The sequence below is a fragment of the Tenacibaculum finnmarkense genomovar ulcerans genome (assembly GCF_900239495.1).
GTDB classification, from domain to species: Bacteria; Bacteroidota; Bacteroidia; order Flavobacteriales; family Flavobacteriaceae; genus Polaribacter; species Polaribacter ulcerans.
The window spans coordinates 26,738-43,859 of record NZ_OENE01000025.1; the positions used below are offsets into that span (position 1 = coordinate 26,738).

The following is a 17,122-nucleotide window of genomic DNA, read 5'->3' on the forward strand; positions in this document are numbered from 1 at the left end:
AAGCTGCTTTTTTAGGTTTTAAAAATCTTTTAAAACTATTTCTTCAATTCTAATTTCTCAGCAAAATACTCACAAAAATCACGCATGGTATCACCCATTTTTTTATCATCGGTAGCTCTTTCAAATGAACTTGCCATCGATAATAATGTTTGATGATAAAATTGCTTCATTTCATCAACAGGCATGTCTTTGGTCCATAAATCCATACGTAAAGTATCTTTTTTCTTATGATCCCAAACCGATAACATAATCGCTTTTGATGATTCATTATCAATGCCTCCATCTTCGGCATTCCATGAAATTTCTTCCGGAATTTTATTTTCGTCTAAGCCTATTGTAAATGTTATTTTAGAAGTGTGCTCTATCGCCATTATTTCTTTGGTTTATAGTTTGATTTTATGAAGATTTCAGCTTCATTTTTTTGTAATAATTCTGGCAAAGATACATCATTCTTTTGCATGTACGAACGCACTATTTGCCAACCAATAAACTCCCCTATTCTTCCTGGAGATTGCCTGTCTTTTTCCAGATAAAACTTTGAAAAAGGCGCAATATCTAAAAAGCGAATATCTAGCTCTTTATCAGTATTATATAGCATGTTTTTTTCGATGAAATATTTCCAAATTTGCGCTTCATTACTTTCTGCCCAACGCATTTTATTTTGTGAATATCCTATTTTTAACGAATCAGAAATTGCTGGTAAATACGCATCTAATAGGTACATTTTTTTACCTTTATAAATCATTTTATCAACAAAACTTCGTGGTTTTTTAGAAAACTTATGCGCATTTAAAATGGCTTTTGCTACATCGACAATAACCTGTTCTTTTTCATTATTTTGTTTTATATACGCAGGGTATTCACTATAAAAAGGATGTTTTTTACCCAAATAAGCATCCAAAGAAATAAGCAATAAACTATCGGCAAAAACAATGCGGTTATCATAATCAATATTGGTAAGCATCGTAATTACTCTTGGTGTTTTAGATTTCGGATTATAGTATTTTAAATGCTTAAAAAATGAATTTAAATCAGTAGTTAAACCAGTTATATTAGAAAATACTTTTTGTGTTTCATCATACAATTCACGTTCATCTTTATTGTTTATTTTATTAATCCAAACACTGTCGGGTTCTTGCGGAAATAAAAATGGATATTTCAGTTTCGTTTTACCTAAATCGGCAGGAGTTGTTTTATAAAAATCAACATCAAATCTATCTATCTTTAGATTAATTTTGATATCAGAAACATCTACTTTTAATTTAGAATTAATTTCTTTTTTACAAGATATTATCGCTAAAGCTAAAACACAAAGTGCTAAAAATTTTCTCATGAACTTATAGTATATTTACATTTAATATTACAACGTCGAAATTACTAAAATAGTTTATATCATTTTTATATAAACCCTTATAAAATATAGTTGATTATGAATACACCAAAAGTTTCTGAACATATTGTAAAATGGTTAAAAGAGTACGCCAATAAAGCGGGAGTAAATGGTTTTGTGGTAGGTATTTCTGGCGGTATCGATAGCGCTGTTACTTCAACCTTATGTGCCCAAACTGGCTTAAAAGTTTTATGTGTTGAATTGCCAATTCATCAAGCTAAAAGCCAAGTAAACAGAGCAAACGAACATATTAAACAGTTAAAAGCGCGTTTTAGCAACGTTAGTGAAGCTGAAGTAGATTTAACAAGTGTTTTTGAAGGTTTTAAAACCGTTGTTCCTGAAGTAGAAACATCTGCAAAAACCGATTTAGCCTTAGCAAATACACGTGCTCGTTTACGTATGACTGCCTTATATTATTTTGCAGGATTACACGGTTTATTAGTTGCCGGAACAGGTAATAAAGTAGAAGATTTTGGCGTAGGTTTTTACACAAAATATGGCGATGGCGGTGTTGATTTAAGCCCAATTGCCGATTTAGTAAAATCGGAAGTTTATGCCTTAGCAGCACATTTAAAAGTTCCTGATTCAATACAAAATGCACAACCTACGGATGGACTTTTTGGCGATAGCAGAACAGATGAAGATCAAATTGGTGCTTCTTATGATGAATTAGAATGGGCAATGAAAATGCTAGATTCAGGAAAAACGGAAGCTGATTTTGAAAACAGAGAACTAGAAGTTTTTAAAATTTATACTCGATTAAATCGCATCAATCAACATAAAATGATTCCGATTCCTGTTTGTGAAATCCCTAGTGAATTGAAGTAAATTGAACTTAAAAATAAGAAATAGAATCCGTCATGCTGAATTTATTTTAGCATGATGTTTATCTTTTTTTAAAACCCCTTAAACTACCCGATTTAATTTATCAAAAAGACGCTTTTTTAAGTCGGTGTAGTTTACTATCTCTTCTAAATCAAGCGTTATTTTTTGCGCTTGAACTTCCTTCATTATTTCTTTAATTTTTTCTTCTATTAAAATTCTTCGCAGGTTTAAAACAGCATCAGAAACTAATTTCGGCAATACTTTTATAGCCGTTGTAACCACAATTTCTTTGCGCTCCCAATCGCTTAACGAATATTTTTCTTCATCCATTAAAATATTGGTTACCAAGCTTGCTATTTCTTGATTTTCGTGCATTATCAATCTATCAATAGAAATTTTTTCATCTTGATTTAATTGATGTACTAACTGATAATAGGTTAATTTAAAAAGCTCATTGGCAAACTCAATTTCATCTTCCTGTAAATTTAAATACAACTCGTTTGAAACTGTATTTTGATATTCTTCTTTTTCTAAAACAGGCTGCCCTTTTTCATCAACTGTAGCCACCCAATTTACAAAGTCGACCACTTCATTACCGTACAATAATAATATTCTGATAATTTCTTTTTCTAAAATCTCTAATTGATTAATTTCTTTGCGTCCTTTTGCGCCGCCTTTTACAACCCCCATAGAGGCTTGCGATGCCGTTTCAGCATAAGATGCTGTTGGCTGATTTGAACTTCGTTTATTCGAATTTGCAACACTTTTATTTAACAACTGCGCTAATTCATTAAATAAAACTTGTTCGGAAATATCCATAATACGCGCACATTCTTGCACGTAAACTTCTCGCTGAATTCCGTCAGGAATTTTTGAAATACTCGTTACAATATCACGAATTAATCCCGCTTTTTTTACAGGATCGTTCTTTGCTTCTTCCATTAGTAAAGAAACTTTAAATTCAATAAAATCTTGCGATTTATCTTCTAAAAACTGTTTTAATTCAGCGGTAGAATGTGATTTTGCAAAACTATCAGGGTCTTCTCCTTCAGGAAAAGAAACCACTTTTACATTCATTCCTTGCTCTAAAATCAAATCAATTCCTCGAATAGATGCCCTAATTCCTGCGGCATCACCATCAAATAAAACGGTAATATTTTTTGTCAAACGGTTTACTAATCGGATTTGATCGGGCGTTAATGCCGTTCCTGATGAAGCTACCACATTTTCAATTCCTGATTGATAAAAAGAAACAACATCGGTATATCCTTCTACCAAATAACAATTATCAAGCTTTGCAATTTCTTTTTTTGCTTGATAAATTCCGTATAAAATTTTACTTTTATGGTAAATATCACTTTCTGGTGAATTTAAATATTTTGCTGCCTTTTTATCATTGGTTAAAATTCGTCCTCCAAAACCTAAAATTCGCCCCGACATACTATGTATCGGAAACATTACACGTCCTTTAAAACGGTCAAATTTTCGGTCTTGAGTACCGCCTTCTTTTACAATGGTTAATCCTGTCGATTTTAAATATTTTAAATCGTAGCCTTTTGATAAAGCGGCATTGGTAAAATTATCCCACTCATCCTTACAATATCCTAAGTCAAATTTTTCAATAATATCTTCTCGAAAACCTCTTTCTTTAAAATAAGATAAACCAATTGCACGTCCTTGTTGGCTATTCATTAATAAATCGTGAAAATAATCTTTAGCAAATTTAGAGGCTAAAAACATACTTTCTCGTTCATTTAATTGTTCTTTTTGCTGGTCAGATTGCTCGGTTTCTTCTACCTCAATATTATACTTTTTAGCCAACCATTTAATAGCCTCAGGATAAGAATAATGTTCATGTTCCATTAAAAAAGACACTGCATTCCCGCCTTTCCCTGTACTAAAATCTTTCCAAATTTGCTTTACTGGCGATACCATAAAAGATGGTGTTCGCTCATCGGTAAATGGGCTCAATCCTTTAAAACTACTTCCTGATTTTTTCAATTGCACAAATTCGCCAATTACCTCAGCAACTTGGGCAGCTTCAAAAACTTTATCTATTGTTTGTTGGGTTATCATAATCGTATAAAATACAACTCGCAAAGGTACACTTTTAAAATATACCAGATTTTAAACATTATTTTGACAAAATAAATATCTTCTAAATTTTAGTTGATAAAAGCATATAAATAGATAGTTTTGCAACAAAAACCCAATTATGAAAATAACAATACCCTTCTATTTTTTACTTTTTATCGCTTTAAATACAACGGCGCAAGAAACCATTATAATTCCTGATATTGGCCTAGAGGAATGTTTGATTGATTTAGATATTGATTCGAATGGTTTAAATGGAAATATTTTGGTTAGCGATGCAAAATATGTGGTTAATTTGAATATAAACGACCCAATAACTAACAAATTATTACCCAACGTACACTCTAAAATTAAAGATTTAACAGGGCTTGAAAGCTTCCCTAATTTAAAACGATTAGATTGTTTTGGTAATAATATTACTAAAATAGATTTATCAAAAAGCACCTCTATTACTTTTTTAAATTGCAGTGAAAATAAAATTAATAGCCTTGACCTTAGTAACAATAATCAATTAGTTTATGTAAGTTGTGATAGCAATAATTTAGAAAGTTTAATTTTAGGCGATAATCCAAATCTTGAAACGCTGTACGCTAGTTATAATAAATTAACAAATTTAGATGTTAAAGCCTGTACAAAATTAGAAACCTTAGACACCACTACAAATAGGTTAAAAAATATTTTGATAAACGATACACAGCTTAACAATACCCCTGAAGGATGGTATAAAGATGCCACTGCAAATTACACAACAACGATAAATAATATGCAAAAAGCGCCTGTTCTAGCAGCTAAAAAAACCGTTGAAACAGTTCGTTCGCCGCAAACAACACGAGCTAATAATAATACAGTATCAGCAGAAAGTACGGCTAGTCATTATGAGAAATTTCAATTTTCGGTGGTTGCCGAATATGATAAATTAGTTTTAGAAACTACTCATACACAAAGTAAAAAAGATAATTTACAGCAAAAATATAGTTTAAACGCTGAACAGCTAAATCAATGGATTGCTAAATATTCTAACTTAACAACAAATAAAAACAGCCTTAAAACAACCGATATTGGCGCTCCTGAAAAATACAGTACTATCTATTATTCAAAATTTAAAAAGTTAGCTGTTACAGAATATGAGCAAGCCATATTTAATGCCGCTTATTTACAAAGTAAGAAAGAGGAAATTCAAGAAAAATATCATTTAAATGCCGAACAATTTTCTAATTGGATTACACTACTTGGTACTCCTGCTTTTAAAGCCAAAACAATGCAATTAGCAGAAAATCCGAAAAATTATTACGATAAATTTAAAAAATCTGTTGTTCGTGAATATGAAAATTTAGTTTTAAACAGCATACATTTACAAAAGAAGAAGAAAGAAGTTCAACAAAAATATAAGATAACAGCCTCGCAGCTCAATCAATGGATTAACAAATATAGTACAGTTCGAAAACTGTAAATCAATGAAACCTAGCTTCAAAATATTTTGAAGCTAGGTTTATTTTATCAATTTCATTATTTTACAACAGCCTGTTTACGCTATTATTATGAAACTGCTTTTAATTTTTTAATACCTGATTTTGTTATTTTAGATTCGGCATATTCTCTGGTAATTCTTAATTCTTTGTCATCAGAACTAGGCATTTCGAACATTGCATCGGTTAAAATAGCTTCACATAATGAACGCAATCCACGAGCTCCTAACTTGTATTCTATTGCTTTTTCTACAATGTATTCCATTGCTTCTTCTGATAAAGAAAAGGCTATATCATCCATTGCAAACAACTTTGTGTACTGCTTAATTAATGAATTTTTAGGTGCTGTTAAAATAGCACGCAATGTTTTTGCATCTAAAGGATTCATGTAACTTAACACTGGTAAACGTCCAATAATTTCAGGAATTAATCCAAATGATTTTAAATCCGAAGGAATAATATATTGTAATAAATTGGTTTCGTCTACTTTGTCTTCATCAATTGAAGCGCTATACCCTACCGCTTGCATGTTTAAACGCTTGCTGATTATTCTTTCAATTCCTGCAAAAGCACCACCAGCGATAAATAAAATATCTTTGGTATTTACTTCGATAAATTTTTGATCAGGATGTTTTCTTCCACCTTTAGGCGCTACATTTACTACAGAACCTTCTAATAATTTTAACAAGGCTTGTTGCACACCTTCACCAGAAACATCACGTGTAATTGATGGATTATCGCCTTTACGAGCAATTTTATCAATTTCATCAATAAAAACAATTCCTTTTTCGGCTTTGTCTACGTCATAATCTGCCGCTTGTAATAAACGACTTAAAATGCTTTCAACATCTTCACCAACATATCCTGCTTGTGTTAAAACAGTAGCATCAACAATAGAAAATGGCACGTTTAACATTCTAGCAATTGTACGTGCTATTAATGTTTTACCAGTTCCTGTTTCTCCTACTAAAACAATGTTAGATTTTTCAATTTCTACCTCATCCTGATCATCTTTAGCTTGTAATAATCGTTTATAGTGATTATATACCGCAACCGACATTCCTCTTTTCGTTTGATCTTGCCCAATAATATATTCATCTAAAAAAGCTTTAATTTCTTTTGGCTTTTTTAAGGTTAAATCTTTTGGTAAACTTGATTCTATTGCTTCAGCTACTTCTTCAGCTACAATTCCGTGCGCTTGTTCTATACATTTATCACAAATATGAGCATCCATACCAGCGATTAATAAATCGGTTTCTGGTTTTTTACGCCCACAAAAGGAACATTGTAAGTTTTCTTCTTTCGACATTTGACTAACTTGTTATTCTTAATTATTAAAAAAATGAAACTCTTTTAATGCTTTCTTTATCTATTAAAAAAACATAAAAAGAGTCATTTATTTTATCGGTAATTCTGAAATATTATTTTCTTTTTAAAATTTCATCTACCATTCCGTACGCTTTCGCCTCATCGGCTTTCATCCAATAATCTCTATCAGAATCTTGTTGTACTTTTTCAAAAGTTTGCCCTGAATGATCTGCAATAATATCGTATAATTCAGTTTTTAACTTTCCAATTTCTTTTACGGTAATTTCCATATCAGAAGCCTGCCCTTGAGCACCACCCATTGGTTGGTGAATCATAATACGTGAATGTGGCAATGCAGAACGTTTTCCTTTTGCTCCTGCACACATTAATACAGCTCCCATTGAAGCTGCCATTCCTGTACAAATTGTTGCTACGTCTGGCTTGATGAATTGCATGGTATCGTAAATACCTAAACCTGCGTAAACACCTCCTCCTGGCGAGTTGATATAAATTGAAATATCTTTAGCAGCATCAACACTTTCTAAGAATAATAACTGTGCTTGAATTACATTAGCTACTTGGTCATTAACCCCTGTACCTAAAAAGATAATTCTGTCCATCATTAAACGAGAAAAAACATCCATTTGGGTAATGTTCATTTGACGTTCTTCCATAATGTATGGCGTTAAACTACTGGTTATTTTCCCTAAATATGTGCTATTTATTCCGTGCTCTTTTGTTGCGTATTTTTCGAATTCTTTTCCGTAATCCATTTTGAAAATGTTTTTTGGGTTATAATGGTGTAAATATAAGAACTATTTAGTTAGTATTTCACTACTGTTTATACCTAAAAAAACCTGAATTTTCATTCAGGTTTTTAAATATAAATAGTAACTATTCTTATTTATAAACTTCTTGAACAAAGTCTTCATAAGATACCTCTTTGGTATCAAAAGTCATTTTTTCTTTATAAAAAGCTAATAATTTATGGCTAATTAATTGAGATTGTAATTTATGTGCTTCTTGCTGATTTTGTAAAACTCTACCAGCAATATCGTTTAATTCTTTTTCCTCTGGATTAACATTTCCCATTTGTGCCATTTGCGAACGGATAAATCCTTTTGCATAGTCTACCAATTCAGCATATTCTAATTTGATATCGTTATCTCTCATAACCTTTCCTTCGATTAATTGGTAACGTAAACCTTTTTCAGATTTGCTATATTCAGCAGCAGCTTGTTCAATAGTTAATTCTTTTCCTCCTGCAGTTTGTAACCATTTTTGTAAAAATGTTGCTGGTAAATCGAACTTTGTATTTTGAACTAACTCTTCAGTAATTGCGTTTAATAATTGCTGATCGGCATGTTGCTCAAATTGTAATTCAGCATCTTCTTTTATTTTACTTTTTAATTCAGCAGTAGTCGTTACACTTCCGTCAGCGAATAATTTTTCAAATAATTCTTTTTCTAAAGGAGCAGGCTCCGTTTTTGTAACTTGGTCAATAGTAAAAGATACGTTTACATCTAAAGCGTGAACTCCTTCATGAGGTACACCTAAAACTTCTTGTAATTTGTGAGCGTCTTCAAATAAACCTTTTGTTCCTAATTCTAAAACATCACCAGCTTTAGCACCTACAAACTTATCTAGGTTTGCTTTCCCGTTAATTTCTTTTACAGAAAGGGTTGCTTTTTTATTAATTTCTTTCTCTTCGTTTACAAAAGTACCAGTTACGTTTGCTTCTTCATTTGCGGTATCAACAGGTAATTGACTACCAAAACGAGTTTGGATATTTTCAATTTCTTTGTCTAATAATTCATCGGTAGCAAAAATACTATATTTAGTAACATTTTTTACTGGCGTTAAATCTACATCAAATTCAGGAGCTAATCCTAATTCGAATTCAAAAGAATACTCTTTAGCATCCCATCTGAAATCTTTGTTTACTACAGGTAAAGGATTTCCTAATAGATCTAACTTTTCTTCTGTTAAAAATTTATTTAAAGAATCTTGTACTACTTTATTTACTTCTTCTGTTACGATTTCTATTTCGTGTTGCTTTTTAATAAGATCCATAGGAGCTTCTCCTTTTCTAAAACCAGGATGTGTCGCTTTTTTACGACGTGCTTCTAATTCTGCATTTACCTTTGCTTGATAATCTTCAGCAACGATATCTATTTTCACAACTGCGTTTAACGCATCTACATTTTGTTTTGTAATATTCATCTTTAAGTATTTCTTTAAAATCGGGTGTAAAATTAGTTTATTTTACCTTTTTTTCAAAAGGTTTAAATGTTTCGTTTTCAGTTATTTTTATCTTCTTTTAAAAAAGAAAATAAGAAAGACCTAAACACGGATAATAATACGCTAAATAAAAGTGCGGTAAAAAATCCGTTTACGGCAAAACCTGCAATAAGGTTTCCTGCCAATAATATGATAATAGCGTTAATTACAAATAAAAACAACCCAAGTGTTAAAAGAGTTGCCGGTAAGGTAAAAACCACCAATATTGGGCGTACAAACATATTTAATAACGCTATTACAACGGCTACAATTATTGCCGTAGTGTAATTTGTTACTACTACGCCGGGTAAAAATTCAGCTAATAAAATAACGGCTACTGCTGTTAATAGTATTTTTAAAAAGATATTCATTTATTTTAATTTTTTGATAAAGCACCTCTTTCTTCGGATAAAAAATCAGAAGTACTTTTTTGCACTATTATTTTTTACAATGCGATAATTATACCAAAAATAAAAAACTGCTATTTTGACAGGTTTACTTACCTTGGATAAACCCAATTACCTGAGCATAAAAATCTTTTGGATTTTCGGCATGTAACCAATGCCCTGCATTTGAAATTGATTTAATAATCGCTTTTGGAAAATGAGCTTCAATAAGTGGTACTTCATCTTCAGAAATATAACCCGAATTTTCTCCTTTTAAAAATAAGGTATCGCCTTCAAAAATAGTAAATGATGGCAATGCTGCACCTACTTCATTATTATTTTCTGTTAGTGATGCTAGGTTAAAACGAAAAGCAAAATCAGTTTTTGTTTTTCGGTACACACTTTTTAATAAAAATTGTCGAATACCAAGTTCAGGAATTAATTCAGCTAGTTTATCATCAATTAAATTTCGAGAATTTTGAACCGTAAAATCAACAGAATTTAAAGCCGATAAAATAGCCTGATGATGTGGCGGATACATTTTAGGAGAAATATCAGCAACAATTAATTTATCTACCAATTCTGGATATTGAGTAGCAAATAACATGGCTGTTTTTCCGCCCATTGAATGCCCTAATAAAACAATGTTTTCTAAATGATAATGTGTAATATAATCGTGTAAATCATCGACCATTAATTCATAATCAAAAGCATCGGAATGAAAACTACGCCCATGGTTTCGTTGGTCTATTAAATGAACTTCAAAACCATCTTCTGCTAATTTATTGGCGTGGGTTTTCCAATTATCGCCCATACCAAAATAACCGTGTAAAATTAACAACGGCTTGCCCGCTCCTAGTATTCTTGAGTGTAGAATTTGCATATTATTTTAATCTATCAAGGTACATATTTACGACGTTTTCTAATCCTAAATACAACGATTCAGAAATAAGCGCATGCCCAATAGAAACTTCTGCTAAATTGGGGATATTCTCTTTAAAAAACTGGATATTTTCTAAACTTAAATCATGCCCTGCATTAATTCCTAAACCTAATTTATGAGCTAAAATTGCCGCATCGGTATACGGTTTTATTGCCTGTTTATTTCCTAAAGCGTATTGGGTTGCAAATTCTTCGGTATATAATTCAATTCTATCGGCACCTGTTTTTGCGGCTGCTTCAATCAGCTTTAAATCGGTATCAATAAAAATGGAAGTTCTTATATTGTTGTTTTTAAATTCGGTAATTACTTCCTGCAAATACGATTGATTGGCAACCGTATCCCAACCTGCATTAGAGGTTAAAGTGGCAACGCTATCGGGCACTAAAGTTACCTGAGTTGGCTTTATTTCCAACACCATTTTCATGAATTTATCTATCGGATTTCCTTCAATATTATACTCCGTAGTAACGATTGATTTTAAATCGTAGGCATCTTGATACCGAATATGACGTTCGTCAGGTCTTGGATGAATGGTAATTCCTTGCGCTCCAAAATTTTCTATATCGGTAGCAACCTGCAATAAATTAGGTGTATTTCCACCTCTAGAATTACGTAATGTTGCTATTTTATTTATATTTACACTTAACTTTGTCATCTCATAAAATTAAGCTACAAAGATAAATCATTAAAACTTTTTAAACTATATTCGTAGTGATGAATATCAACGACTTTATATTAGACGAAATTAAAGCACTTAGCTTAAAAAGCACCGTAAAAGGCGCTCAAAAGGTATGTGGAAATTTACCGATAACGCATATTCCTATTGTTGAAAATGGAAAACTAATTGGCTGTTTACCTGAAAGTGACATTCAAACAATAGAGAATAAAGACCATAAATTAAGTGAGTATTCTTATCTATTAGATAATTTTCATTGTAATGAAAAAGCAACGCTACTTGACTTAATTGTTTTATTCGCTGATAATGATTGTAATTTAATTCCTGTTTTAAATCAGGAAATGAATTACATCGGTTATTATGAGTTAAGTGATATTTTAGATACTTTTGCCGATAGTCCTTTTTTACACAACCAAAGTGAAACGTTAATTGTAGCAAAAAATAAAAATGATTACTCAATGAGTCAAATTGCTCAAATAGTTGAAGCTAGTGGCGGGAAATTATTAGGGCTGTATATTTCTTCTGAAAATCAAGATACTATTCAGGTTACTTTAAAAGTAATTACAAATGATATCAATGAAATTATTCAAACTTTTCGTAGGTATGACTACGCCGTTCTTACACAACATGAAGATGATTTTTATTTAGAAGAATTAAAAGACAGGGCGGCATATTTAAAAAAATACTTAGATATGTAATTTACATACCTGAGCAAACAAACATTATAACCATTGAAAAAAGTAGCCATTTACGGACAAGCTTATAATATTTCGGCTGAAAAAGAAATTAAATTATTAGTAGCCACATTAGAACAGAACAATATCGTTATTTTTTTTGAAGAAGCGTTTTACACGCTTTTAATTAAAAATAATTCTTTATCAAAAAAATATCCTACCTACGCACATTTTAACGATTTGTCAAACACCTTTGACCTGTTATTTTCTATTGGTGGTGACGGTACTATATTAAGAGCGGCAACCTATATTCGTGATTTAAACATTCCTGTTTTAGGAATCAACACTGGGCGATTGGGGTTTTTAGCAACCGTTCAAAAAGATCAAATTCAAGCGGCGGTTAATTTATTAATGGCTAAAAAATATAGCATACAAGAACGAACTTTATTACAAATAGCCACCACCCCTAAAGTTAACGAATTTAACGAATTAGATTTTGCCTTAAACGAAGTTACTATTGCCCGCAGAAACACCACTTCAATGATTGGTGTAAAAACCTTTTTGAATAATGAATACTTAACAAATTATTGGGCAGATGGTTTAATTATAGCAACCCCAACAGGTTCTACTGGGTATTCTTTAAGTTGTAACGGGCCGGTAATGTTACCCAATTCGAAAAGTTTTGTAATTACACCAATAGCCCCACATAATTTAAATGCCAGGCCTATGGTAATTCCTGATGATACTGTTATTGAACTAGAGGTAAGCGCTCGTGAAAAGGATTTTTTAATTTCCTTAGACTCTCGCATAACAACTGTTAGCGAAGGAACTAAAATTAAAATACAAAAAGCTTCTTTTACTATAAAAAGCATTTTATTAGAACAGCAATCGCATTTAAAAACACTCAGAGGTAAGCTTTTATGGGGAGAAGATACTCGAAATGAATCTTTATAAAATAATTACAATACAATAATTACATCAAAAAAAAGTTAATCAAATACAGATTATTAACTTTTTAAAGCAAATTCAATTTCCTATATTTGCGTGCTATTCTTACAATGAAGATAATTTACCTATTCATATTATTTGCTTTTACAGCAATAACAACACAATCACAAACTCACGAAGTCGGTTTTTTCGTTGGGGGTTCTAATTACGTAGGAGATATTGGTCGTACCAATTATATATATCCTAATAAAATTGGCGGCGGTTTAATTTATAAATACAACCTAAACCCTCGAATTGCCTTACGAGCAACCTATTCGTATATTCCTGTTTCTGGTGATGACAATCAGGCTAAAAATGCTTTTCGTAAGCAACGAGGTTATGTATTTTCGAACACCTTGCACGAGTTTGCTGCGGGTATCGAATTTAATTTTTTCAATTATAATATCAGCAATTATAAAACAAATTTTACCCCATATATTTTAGCAGAAATAGCAGCGTTTAATTATGTGAGCCCTTCTAAAAGGATCGATGCAAACACCATTCGTTTAAAAAATAAAATTTCATATTCTTTACCTGTAGGTGTTGGCGTTAAAGGACGCTTGTTCAAAAATTTTGCAGCTGCTTTTGAAATAGGCGCTCGCTTTACCTTGGTAGATGATATCGATTTAACAACAGATAAAATAAACAGTTTAAACTTTGGTGGTACTGGAAACGATGTATATATGTTTACAGGAGTATCGATTGTTTACAGCTTTGGAAGACCACCCTGTTATAACGGATTGGCAGAATAACTATGGAAGAAAAATTACAACGCATTAATGTGCAAAAAGTACCGAATCATATTGCCGTTATTATGGACGGTAATGGACGATGGGCAAAAGGAAAAGGAATGCAGCGTATTTTTGGGCACAGAAATGCCTTAACCGCTATTAGAGAAACCGCCGATGCAGCAAGTGATGCTGGTGTTAAATTTATAACACTGTATGCTTTTTCTACCGAAAACTGGAACAGACCAAAACTAGAAGTAGATGCTTTAATGAGTCTATTGGTTAGCACTTTAAAAAAAGAGCTCCCTGAATTTCAGCGCAAAAATGTAAAAATAAATGCGATTGGAAATATTGTTAGTTTGCCAAAAAATGCGCAAAAAATACTAGCCCATGTTATTGACCAAACTAAAAACAACACTAAAATTACCTTAACCTTTGCCTTAAGCTATGGTTCTAGAGAAGAAATTGTTAACACTATTAAAAAGATATCTAAAAAAGTTGTTAATAACGAGCTAGATATTGAAAATATAGACGAAAAAATTATAAATAACCATTTATATACATTTAATTTGCCCGACGTTGATTTAATGATACGTACAAGCGGTGAGCAGCGAATTAGTAATTTTTTACTTTGGCAAATAGCCTATGCTGAATTATATTTTACAGATATATTATGGCCCGACTTTAGAAGAGAGCACCTTTTTAATGCTATAATAGATTATCAAAACAGAGAGAGAAGATTTGGAAAAACAAGCGAACAGATTGAGATCAATGAATAAATATTCTTATGTAGCCGTATTTTTAATCGCCTTTTTATCGGCGAGTGTACAAGCTCAAAAAACCGTAAATAACAACCGTACAACTACCTCCCAAAATGTTATTCCTTATACCAAAGGAAATCAATACATTCTTGGAGGAATTACCGTTACCGGTTTGCAAAAATTTAGCGAACAAACAATTCGTGTTTATACTGGTTTAGTTGATGGGCAACCTATTAAATTACCAGGTGATAAACTTACAAGTGCTATTAAAAAGCTTTACGAAAGCAAGCAATTTAGCCAAGTAGATGTCTATCTTTCTAAAAAAGATGGTGAAACTGTTTATTTAGTATTTGATGTAACCGAATTACCACAATTAACCAATATTTCTATTTCAGGTTTAAGCAAATCTAAAACAAAAGAGATAAAGAAAGAAACCGAGCTTAAAAAAGGAATGATGGTTACCGACAACTTAGTCACAACCACCAGAAATTACATCAAAAAGAAATATACCGATAAAGGTTTTTTAAAAACCAAAGTATCTTTAAACACCAAAAAAGACAGCACTGACATCAATACTGTTAGTATGAATATTTTTGTTGATAAAGGACAGCGTGTCAAAATAAAAGAAATCAACTTTACAGGTAACAAAGCACTAGCAGGTAAAACCTTGCGTAGCGCTATGAAAAATACAAAACGTAAGTTTTTAGGGCGTTTCTGGAAATCATCAAAATATATTTTAGATGATTATAAAAAAGATTTAGAAAGTATTCTTGAAAAATATAGCGAAAACGGATACCGTGATGCACGTATTTTATCAGACCAACTTACTTGGAATAATGACAACACCATTAACCTTGATATTGCTATTGAAGAAGGACGTCAGTATCGTTTTGATGATATTAAGTTTATCGGTAATAAAAATTATACGGATGATTTTTTAAATCGTTTTTTACGTATCGATAAAGGAGATATTTATAACGGAAAGGTTTTAAAAGAACGTATTTCGGGTGATGGAACGCCTAATTCACAAGATATTCAAACCTTATACCATAACAACGGATACTTATTTTCACAAATTAACGCCATAGAAACTAGCGTACAAAATGATTCTATTACCGTTGAGGTTCGTATTCGTGAAGACGAACAAGCAACTATTAAAAAAGTAACTGTAACAGGTAACGAAAAAACAAATGACCATGTTATTTACAGAGAATTACGTGTAAAGCCAGGTGATTTATTTAGCCGTGAAAACATTATTAGATCTATTCGTGAAATTGGTCAATTAGGATTCTTTGATGCCAATGTAACGCCCGACGTAAAACCTGATTATCAAAATAAAACAGCCGATATTGATTTTTCTGTCGTTGAAAAAGGTGGAAGTCAAATTGAACTACAAGGTGGTTATGGTGGTGGATCATTTATTGGTACTTTAGGATTATCTTTTAATAATTTTTCATTAAGAAATATTTTTAATAAACAAGCCTACAAACCACTACCAATGGGTGATGGACAGAAACTTTCATTACGTTTACAAGCAAGTAGAACTTACAATACGTACAGTTTTTCGTTCTCAGAACCATGGTTAGGTGGTAAAAAACCGCAATCATTATCTTTTTCTGTGTATTTATCGAATCAATACCGATACGATTATAACACCAATAAAGTTGATAAAGATCAAAATTTAAGCATTTTAGGAGCTTCTATCGGCTTAGGAAAACGTTTACAATGGCCTGATGATTATTTTTCTTTATCTCAAAATATTAGCTATCAGCAAATTGAACTTAAAAACTACGGATACCGTGTTGGTTCATCAACCGACGTTATTAATAAAGGAAGTTTAAATAATTTAGCCTATACAGTTGCCTTTAGCCGTAACTCTACCGGACCAAGTTTAATATTTCCTAGTTATGGTTCGGAATTTAGCATTAAAGCAAAAGCAACTTTACCGTATTCTTTAATTAACGGAAAAGATTATAGCGAACCTTTATATCCTACAACAGCTGAAAGACAAGATTATTTAGCTGATAAATACAAATGGCTAGAGTATTATAAAATTTCTGCTAAAGGAAAATGGTACACCTCTTTGTCTCAAAATAATAAATTAGTTTTAATGTCTAATTTTGAAATGGGTTATTTAGGATCTTACAACGACAAATTAGGTGCTACTCCGGTAGAACGATTTTTTGTTGGAGGTGACGGAATTGCACAAGGGCAATTAGACGGTAGAGAAACTATTGGTGTTCGTGGATATGAAAACAACACACTTTCTATTGGTCCTGATGGGCAGAATGAAGGTGGAACTATTTACAATAAATTTCAAATGGAAATCCGTTATTCTATAACAGACAAACCATCGGCATCAATTTATACCTTAGGATTTTTAGAAGCGGGTAATTCTTATCAAAATTTTAGTGAATTTAGCCCGTTTAAATTAAAGCGTTCTGCAGGAGTTGGAGTTCGTATATTTATGCCAGCATTTGGTTTATTAGGTATTGACTTTGCACATGGATTTGATCCGTTGCCTGGACAAACTCAAAAATCGGGTTGGCAAACACATTTTATTATCGGAAGACAGTTCTAAAAACAGGCATTTTAAATTTGTTC

The 17,122-nt window shown here is 31.7% G+C and carries 16 protein-coding genes; 7 read left to right on the forward strand and 9 right to left on the reverse strand.

The window, feature by feature from the left end; translation table 11 throughout:
• Window positions 1-35: 35 nt before the first annotated feature.
• Both gldC and gldB read right to left on the reverse strand, forming a co-directional pair.
• Window positions 36-371: a gliding motility protein GldC gene (gldC, locus tag DPIF8902391_RS08225; RefSeq protein ID WP_058884317.1), complete on the reverse strand. Its 336-nt coding sequence runs from the start codon at window positions 369-371 to the stop codon at window positions 36-38.
• The gene (gldB, locus tag DPIF8902391_RS08230; protein ID WP_172505536.1) at window positions 371-1,333 is read right to left on the reverse strand and encodes a gliding motility lipoprotein GldB; all 963 of its coding nucleotides are present in this window, start codon (window positions 1,331-1,333) and stop codon (window positions 371-373) included. Before gldB ends, gldC begins: the two co-directional genes overlap by 1 nt.
• A 96-nt stretch (window positions 1,334-1,429) precedes the next feature.
• On the opposite strand from gldB, the gene nadE reads away from it, so the two are divergent.
• Entirely contained in the window at window positions 1,430-2,218 is a 789-nt protein-coding gene (gene nadE / locus DPIF8902391_RS08235; protein WP_172505537.1) for an NAD(+) synthase, read from the forward strand.
• Between the two features lie 78 nt (window positions 2,219-2,296).
• Here nadE and dnaG read toward each other — a convergent pair whose 3' ends face one another.
• Complete coding sequence (gene dnaG, locus DPIF8902391_RS08240; protein WP_172505538.1) at window positions 2,297-4,291, reverse strand: DNA primase; 1,995 nt, start codon at window positions 4,289-4,291, stop codon at window positions 2,297-2,299.
• Window positions 4,292-4,430: 139 nt separating this feature from the next.
• Here dnaG and DPIF8902391_RS08245 point away from each other — a divergent pair, with 139 nt between their 5' ends.
• Complete coding sequence (locus DPIF8902391_RS08245) at window positions 4,431-5,759, forward strand: leucine-rich repeat domain-containing protein (RefSeq protein WP_172505539.1); 1,329 nt, start codon at window positions 4,431-4,433, stop codon at window positions 5,757-5,759.
• An 86-nt stretch (window positions 5,760-5,845) separates the two neighbouring features.
• Here the strand turns inward: DPIF8902391_RS08245 and clpX are convergent, their stop codons facing one another.
• From clpX to DPIF8902391_RS08275, 6 genes are all read right to left on the reverse strand, one after another.
• Window positions 5,846-7,084 carry an ATP-dependent Clp protease ATP-binding subunit ClpX gene (clpX, locus tag DPIF8902391_RS08250; protein ID WP_172505540.1) on the reverse strand — a complete coding sequence of 413 codons (1,239 nt, stop codon included), beginning with the start codon at window positions 7,082-7,084 and terminating at the stop codon, window positions 5,846-5,848.
• 112 nt (window positions 7,085-7,196) lie between these two features.
• Window positions 7,197-7,856 carry an ATP-dependent Clp endopeptidase proteolytic subunit ClpP gene (clpP, locus tag DPIF8902391_RS08255; RefSeq protein ID WP_172505541.1) on the reverse strand — a complete coding sequence of 220 codons (660 nt, stop codon included), beginning with the start codon at window positions 7,854-7,856 and terminating at the stop codon, window positions 7,197-7,199.
• A gap of 127 nt (window positions 7,857-7,983) precedes the next feature.
• The gene (locus DPIF8902391_RS08260; RefSeq protein WP_172505542.1) at window positions 7,984-9,306 is read right to left on the reverse strand and encodes a trigger factor; all 1,323 of its coding nucleotides are present in this window, start codon (window positions 9,304-9,306) and stop codon (window positions 7,984-7,986) included.
• Window positions 9,307-9,383: 77 nt separating this feature from the next.
• Window positions 9,384-9,734, reverse strand: a complete 351-nt coding sequence (locus tag DPIF8902391_RS08265) for a phage holin family protein (RefSeq protein ID WP_058884309.1) — start codon at window positions 9,732-9,734, stop codon at window positions 9,384-9,386.
• A 124-nt stretch (window positions 9,735-9,858) separates the two neighbouring features.
• Window positions 9,859-10,632 (reverse strand): alpha/beta fold hydrolase, encoded by a 774-nt coding sequence (locus DPIF8902391_RS08270; protein WP_172505543.1) that lies wholly within the window; start codon window positions 10,630-10,632, stop codon window positions 9,859-9,861.
• A gap of 1 nt (window position 10,633) precedes the next feature.
• Window positions 10,634-11,347, reverse strand: a complete 714-nt coding sequence (locus DPIF8902391_RS08275) for a pyridoxine 5'-phosphate synthase (RefSeq protein ID WP_101914337.1) — start codon at window positions 11,345-11,347, stop codon at window positions 10,634-10,636.
• A 59-nt stretch (window positions 11,348-11,406) separates the two neighbouring features.
• On the opposite strand from DPIF8902391_RS08275, the gene DPIF8902391_RS08280 reads away from it, so the two are divergent.
• The 5 genes from DPIF8902391_RS08280 (at window position 11,407) to bamA (ending at window position 17,099) form a co-directional block, all read left to right on the forward strand.
• A complete protein-coding gene (locus tag DPIF8902391_RS08280; RefSeq protein ID WP_101914336.1) occupies window positions 11,407-12,066 on the forward strand; it encodes a CBS domain-containing protein in 660 nt (219 codons plus the stop codon).
• Window positions 12,067-12,099: 33 nt separating this feature from the next.
• Window positions 12,100-12,996, forward strand: a complete 897-nt coding sequence (locus tag DPIF8902391_RS08285; protein ID WP_058884305.1) for an NAD kinase — start codon at window positions 12,100-12,102, stop codon at window positions 12,994-12,996.
• A gap of 104 nt (window positions 12,997-13,100) precedes the next feature.
• Window positions 13,101-13,781: a type IX secretion system protein PorG gene (gene porG, locus DPIF8902391_RS08290; RefSeq protein WP_058884304.1), complete on the forward strand. Its 681-nt coding sequence runs from the start codon at window positions 13,101-13,103 to the stop codon at window positions 13,779-13,781.
• Between the two features lie 2 nt (window positions 13,782-13,783).
• Complete coding sequence (locus DPIF8902391_RS08295) at window positions 13,784-14,536, forward strand: isoprenyl transferase (protein ID WP_058884303.1); 753 nt, start codon at window positions 13,784-13,786, stop codon at window positions 14,534-14,536.
• The gene (bamA, locus tag DPIF8902391_RS08300) at window positions 14,529-17,099 is read left to right on the forward strand and encodes an outer membrane protein assembly factor BamA (RefSeq protein WP_172505544.1); all 2,571 of its coding nucleotides are present in this window, start codon (window positions 14,529-14,531) and stop codon (window positions 17,097-17,099) included. The genes DPIF8902391_RS08295 and bamA overlap by 8 nt, the downstream gene beginning before the upstream one ends.
• Window positions 17,100-17,122 lie beyond the last annotated feature (23 nt).